General features: G+C 72.7%; 5 protein-coding genes and 1 pseudogene. All 6 read right to left on the reverse strand.

The window, feature by feature from the left end; translation table 11 throughout:
• Positions 1-136 precede the first annotated feature (136 nt).
• Positions 137-517 (reverse strand): glyoxalase superfamily protein, encoded by a 381-nt coding sequence (locus HW577_RS19275; RefSeq protein ID WP_332837765.1) that lies wholly within the window; start codon positions 515-517, stop codon positions 137-139.
• A complete protein-coding gene (locus HW577_RS19280; protein WP_198377754.1) occupies positions 514-1,992 on the reverse strand; it encodes a hydrogenase large subunit in 1,479 nt (492 codons plus the stop codon). Before HW577_RS19280 ends, HW577_RS19275 begins: the two co-directional genes overlap by 4 nt.
• A gap of 148 nt (positions 1,993-2,140) precedes the next feature.
• Positions 2,141-3,577 carry a hydrogenase 4 subunit F gene (locus HW577_RS19285; RefSeq protein WP_198377755.1) on the reverse strand — a complete coding sequence of 479 codons (1,437 nt, stop codon included), beginning with the start codon at positions 3,575-3,577 and terminating at the stop codon, positions 2,141-2,143.
• Positions 3,577-4,245: a hydrogenase-4 component E gene (locus tag HW577_RS19290; RefSeq protein ID WP_198377756.1), complete on the reverse strand. Its 669-nt coding sequence runs from the start codon at positions 4,243-4,245 to the stop codon at positions 3,577-3,579. Before HW577_RS19290 ends, HW577_RS19285 begins: the two co-directional genes overlap by 1 nt.
• Positions 4,242-5,201: a respiratory chain complex I subunit 1 family protein gene (locus HW577_RS19295; RefSeq protein ID WP_198377757.1), complete on the reverse strand. Its 960-nt coding sequence runs from the start codon at positions 5,199-5,201 to the stop codon at positions 4,242-4,244. The genes HW577_RS19290 and HW577_RS19295 overlap by 4 nt, the downstream gene beginning before the upstream one ends.
• 1 nt (position 5,202) lies before the next feature.
• Positions 5,203-5,805, reverse strand: a pseudogene (locus tag HW577_RS19300) (hypothetical protein); the annotation flags it as partial.

A 5,805-nucleotide genomic window follows, 5' to 3' on the forward strand; every position in this document is an offset into this window, starting at 1 on the left:
GATCCAAGTGTGGCTGGAGTTCGGGCGTGCGCTCTTCCGATCTCGGCCAGCGCGGCGACGGTCGGCTGCGGCACCGCAGGGGCGGCATCGGTCAGCGGGCGCCCGACCAGGGCACGGGCGAGGCGCGGCCAGAGCATCAGTCGCAGGCCTCCATCCGTTCCGAGAAGACGAGCCTGTTGCCGAAGGGATCGGCGACCTCCATGTCGCGCCAGCCCCAGGGGCGGTCCTCGATCGCGGGCCGCGCGTGGCGATACGCCTGCGCGATCAGCGCGCCGCGGAAGGCCGCGATCCCGGTCATGCGCAGGATGAGCTTCGCCCCCGGCGTGCCGTCGCCATGATGCTCGCTGAGGAAAAGCACCAGGTCCCCGCGCGAGACCTGCACGAAGGCCGGCAGGTCCGGCTCGAACCGATGCTCCCAGTCCCAGGCGAAGCCGAGGAAGCCTTCGTAGAATTCCCGCGCCTTCGGCAGGTCGAAGATGCGCAGCACAGGAATCGCGTGCTCGAAGGCCGGCGTCACAGGTCCACCCCGCTGTAGGAGCAGTTGAAGGATTTGTTGCACAGCGGGAAGTCGGCGACGATGTTGCCCTCGATCGCCGCTTCCAGCAGCGGCCATTGCAGCCAGGACGGGTCGCGCGGGAAGACGGCGCGGATGAGCCCGCCATCATCCAGCCTGAGCCAGGTGAGGCAGTCGCCGCGGAAGCCCTCGACGAGCCCGACGCCTTCGCCGGCGCGGTCGGGCAGGGCGACCAGCGTCTCGCCGCCCGGAAGGTCCGCCAGCAGCCGCCGCACCAGCCCGATCGAGATGCCGAGTTCGGCCACGCGCACACGCACCCGCGCATCCACGTCCCCGCCCGCCTCCACCACCACCGCGGGGGCGAGCACGTCATAGGGCGCGTAGCCCGGCGCGAGGCGCGCATCGACGCGCCGGCCGGACCCGCGGCCCACGAAGCCGCCGGCGGCGAAGCGCTCGGCGAGGGCAGGGTCGAGGAAGCCGGTGCCGACGACGCGGTCCTGCAGGCTCGCATGGCTGTCGTAGATGGCGACCAGCGAGGGCATCTCCCGCTCCACCGCATCGAGCGCGGCGAGGATCGCCGCCGGCCCTTCCGGCGCGATGTCGGGTGCCACGCCGCCGGGCAGCACGCGGTCCATCATCAGGCGATGGCCGAAGGCCAGGGCGCAGCCGCGCAGCACGCCTTCGCGCAGGAAGCCGCAGCGCGCATGCGGGAAGGCGAAGGCGGCGTCGTTGCAGACGAAGCCCCAGTCATTGAGGTGGTTGTGGATGCGCTCGAGTTCGGCCATCAGCGCCCGCAGCGCGAGCGCGCGCGGCGGCACCGTCACGCCGAGCGCAGCCTCTGCCGCCGCCGCGAAGGCCCAGCCATGTGCGACGGTGGAATCCCCCGACAGCCGCGCGGCGAAGGCGGCGGCCGCGCGCGGCGACTTGCCGAGCATCAGCGCGATGATGCCCTTGTGCTTGTAGCCGAGCCGCTGCTCCAGCCGCACCACCGCTTCGCCCTGGATGTGGAAGCGGAAATGGCCTGGCTCGATCACTCCGGCATGGATCGGGCCGACGGGGATCTGGTGCACGCCCTCGCCTTCGACCGGCAGGAATTCGGGCTGCGGCGCCTCGATGCCCGGCGTGGCGCGGGGCTGCGCCGACAGCGGCGCCGCGATCGGCCAGCGGCCATGGTCGAGCCAGGGGCGCAGGTCGAGCGCGCCCTCGGCGGTCAGGCCCCAGAGGTCGCGCACCATGCGCTCGAAGCGGATGGCGCCGGGGCGGGCGGGGGAAAGCGCGGCGTAGCGGCCTTCCGGCGCGGGGGCGCGCGCGAGCACGGGCACGCCGTCCGGCCCCGCGAAGGCGGCGTGGATGATGCCGGGCTCGGCCCAAAGCGCGAGGAGTGCCGTCGTCGGGTCCGCGGCCAAGGCGGCGGGCAGGGCGGACCATTGCTCGGGAGTGAGCGTGGGCGTCGCGCGGAGGAGGTCGAGGGCGCTCATTTCGAAAAGTCCGGGGGGAAGGGAACTTCCCCCCGGGCCCCCCAACCTTCTTTGTTTCTTGGAGACTGACAGCCGACGTCAGTTCCCAACGGAAAAAGAAGGGAGGGGGCCCGGGGGAGGTTCCCCTCCCCCGCACTTGTTTTCAGGCTCATCCGACGACCCTCGCCGCGTCCGCCAGCATCGCCGCCAGCCCCGCCGGCATGGCGAGCGCAAGGATCGCCGCCACCGCAAGGTGCAGCCACAGCGGCGCCGCCGCCGCCGCTTCGCGCCACCCATCCAACGCCCTCGCGGCATCCGGCGTGGGCGGCCCGAAGCACAGCGCCTGCAGCACGGTGATCAGCGCGGCGAAGGCCGCGACCATGCCGAGTGCCAGCGCGAGCGCGAGCCACGGCGCCTGCCCCGCGGCGGCGGTCAGCAGCCGGATCTCGGAGGCGAACAGCAGGAAGGGCGGCAGCCCCGCAATGCCCGCGATGGCCAGCGCGAGCCCCCATCCCAGCGCCGGATGCGTCGCGACCAGCCCGCCTATATCGGCGATCTTCTGGCTGCCCTTGGCCTGCGCCGCGCGCCCCACGCCGAAGAACACCGCGGACTTCACGAGGGAATGGCCGAGCAGATGGATCAGCCCGGCAAGGTTCGCCGCAGCGCCGCCCAGGCCGAAGGCGAAGGCGGCGATTCCCATGTGCTCGATGCTCGACCAGCCGAAGAAGCGCCGCGCATCCCGCCGCCGCCAGAGCGAGAGCGCGGCGAGCAGGACGGAGGCGAGGCCGAGCGCGAGCAGGAAGGGGCCGGGTGCGACGGCATCCGGGTGGGATCCGACGATCGCCTTGGCGCGCAGCACGGCGAGCATGGCCGCGTTCAGCAGCAGGCCCGACAGCACGGCGGAAATCGGCACCGGACCCTCGGCATGCGCGTCCGGCAGCCAGGAATGCAGCGGCACGAGCCCCGCCTTGGTGCCGTAGCCCAGCAGCAGGAAGGCGAAGGCCAGGTTCAGCGTGCCCGGGTCGCAGCGCGCCGCGACGGCCATGAGTGCCGCCCAGGACAGCCCCGTCTCCTCGTTCAGCAGCGGCTGGGCGGCGAGGTACAGCACGATGGTCCCGAACAGCGCGAGCGCGATGCCGACGCCGCACAGGATGAAGAACTTCCACGCCGCCTCGAAGGCTGCCGGCGTGCGGTGGACCGCGACCATGGAGACGGTGGCGAGGGTGGCGATTTCCACCGCCACCCACATCACGCCGAGATTGTCGGCGAGCAGGGCGAGGAACTGCGCGCCCATGAAGGTCTGGAAGGCGGCGTGGTAGGCGCGCACGCGCCAATGGTCGAAGCCTTCCGCTTCCAGCGTCGCGGCGGAGAAGACCGCGGTGGTCAGCCCGACGAAGGCCGCGACCAGGATGAAGGGCAGGTTCAGCGCATCCGTGCGCGTCCAGCCATGCTGCTCGAACGGCATCGCGACCAGCGCGATGGCGAGCAGGAAGGACAACGCGCTGACGCCGATATTCGCGAAGGTCGCGCGCCGGAGGTCCGGCACCGCGGCGAGCGCCGCCGCACCCAGCCAGGGCAGGAAGACGATGAGCCATTGCAGGGGCATCAGCGCCCCTCCCCGCGATGTTCCTCGAGGCTGCCGGTGTCCAGCGTGTCGAAGCGTTCGCGGATCTGGAAGGCGAAGACGCCGGCGACGACCGCGACCATCAGCACCAGCGCGGCGGTGGAGAGTTCCACCACCAGCGGCATGCCGGCCACGCCGATCGCGGCGAGGATCAGCCCGTTCTCCAGGCTCAGCAGCCCGATCACCTGGCTCAGCGCGTTGCGCCGCGTGATCATCATCAGCATGCCCAGCAGCACGACCGACAGCGCGATGGCGAGGTCTTCCCGTGCGAGGGCCCGCGCGCCCTCGGTCGCCGGCAGGACAACCAGGATGGATAGCGCGACGAGGGCCACGCCGGCGACCAGCGACGGCCCGATGCCGAGTGCGGTTTCCACCGTGCGATGCAGGTCGAGCCGCCGGACGATGGCATGCAGTGCGATCGGGATGAGCACGCCCTTGGCGACGAAGGCGAGCAGCGCGGTCACATACAGCCCCGGCGCGCCCTGGATGTGCCCCTGCCAGGCGGCGGCGAGTGCCAGCAGCGTACCCTGCGTCGCGAAGGCGCTGATCACCGCGCCGATGCGCCGCTGGTACAGCAGCACGAAGGACATCAGCAGCACCGCGCCGGCGAGCAGGTGCGCGACGTCGTAGGGCAGCTGGCCGAAGCTCATGTCAGCCTCGTCGACACGAACAGCAGCACCGCGCCGAGCAGCCCGAGCAGCAGCGCCGCGCCGAGGAATTCCGGCACGCGGAAGACGCGCATCTTGGCGATCGCGCTCTCGAAGGCGGCAAGCGCCAGGGCCAGCCCGCCGATCTTGGCCGCGAAGGCCAGCAGCCCGAGCGGCCAGTGATGCGGCGCGGACCCCGCGGCCGCCTGGCCGAAGGGCAGGAAGATGGCGGCCAGCAGCATCAGCCACAGCAGCAGCCGCAGCATCGCGGCGAATTCCCACAGCGCGAGGTGCCGGCCGGAGGCTTCGAGGATCATCGCCTCATGCACCATGGTCAGTTCCAGATGCGTGGCGGGATTGTCCACCGGGATGCGCGCATTCTCGGCCACCGCGACGGCGAGCAGGGCGACGAGCGCGAGGCCGAGCGAGACGCGCAGCCCGAGCCCGCCGTCGCGGAAGGCCGCGCCGATCGCATCGAGGTTCGTCGTGCCGGCGAGGATGGCGAGCGTCAGCGCGGCGACGATCAGCGCGGGTTCGGCGAGCGCGGCGAACGACATCTCCCGCGCCGCGCCGAGCCCGCCGAAGGGCGTGCCGACATCCATCCCGGCAAGCGCCATCGCCACGCGCCCGAGCGCGAGCAGCCCCGCGACCAGGATCAGGTCCGCGAGCGGGGCGAAGGCCATGCCGCGCGCGAAGGAGGGCACGAGCGCGGCTGCCGCGAGCGCCGCGCCGGCCGCGAGATAGGGCGCGGCGCGGGAGACGGCGGAGGCGTTGTCCGCCAGCACCGGCCGCTTGCGCAACAGCTTCAGCAAATCCCGCATCGGCTGCAGCGGATGCGGTCCGCGCCGGCCCATCATCCGCGCCTTCAGCCAGCGCACCAGGCCGGTCAGCAGCGGCGCGGCGGCCAGCAGCATCGCGATATGGACGACCTGCGCGAGGCCCCCCCAGAGGATCGCCATCTCAGCGCGCCTCCATCCAGGCGAGCAGGGCGAGCATCAGCACGACCGCGCCGAAGGACAGGCCGAGGCATTGGCGGATGGACAGATCGCGCAGGCGTTCGGCCTGCGCCGCCGCGGCATCGCGCCAGCGGGGCAGGGGGCCTTCCAGCGCGGCCAGCGCCGGGTCGTGGAAGCCGGCCTCGATCCGCGCTGCGCGCGGGTCGCCGGGGGGCGGCATCGTCACCTGCTCGCGTGCGGCAAGCAGGCTCGTCCCCAGCATCCGCCGCAGCGGCTGGCCGAAGCCGGCGGCCGAAGGCTGCGTCGCCGGGTCGCCGAAGGGCAGGTGGGACGGGGGCGCGATGAAGCCGCAATCCCAGGCCGGGCCGCGCACGATGCCGGGGGGCGCGCGGCGGCGCACCTGCCACAGGATCAGCGCGGTGGCGGCGGCGAGCAGCAGGGCGACCAGGATGGGCCAGTAGCGCGCCCCGCCTTCCGCCGCGCCGACCAGGAGCAACCCGCTCCGCGGCGCCGGCGCGCCGGCGACCATGCGCAGGGCGGGTTCCGCGAGGTCGAGCAGCGGCCCCGGCAGCAGGGCGAGGGCGGTGGGCAGAGAACGGAAGAGGGG

Source organism: Neoroseomonas rubea (genome assembly GCF_016106015.1).
GTDB lineage: Bacteria > Pseudomonadota > Alphaproteobacteria > Acetobacterales > Acetobacteraceae > Neoroseomonas > Neoroseomonas rubea.

What these genes read in the sequence shown, in the direction of transcription:
- HW577_RS19280 (WP_198377754.1), bottom strand. Translation starts at nt 1,992, where the DNA reads ATGAGCGCCCTCGACCTCCTCCGCGCGACGCCCACGCTCACTCCCGAG.
- HW577_RS19285 (WP_198377755.1), bottom strand. Translation starts at nt 3,577, where the DNA reads ATGCCCCTGCAATGGCTCATCGTCTTCCTGCCCTGGCTGGGTGCGGCG.
- HW577_RS19290 (WP_198377756.1), bottom strand. Translation starts at nt 4,245, where the DNA reads ATGAGCTTCGGCCAGCTGCCCTACGACGTCGCGCACCTGCTCGCCGGC.
- HW577_RS19295 (WP_198377757.1), bottom strand. Translation starts at nt 5,201, where the DNA reads ATGGCGATCCTCTGGGGGGGCCTCGCGCAGGTCGTCCATATCGCGATG.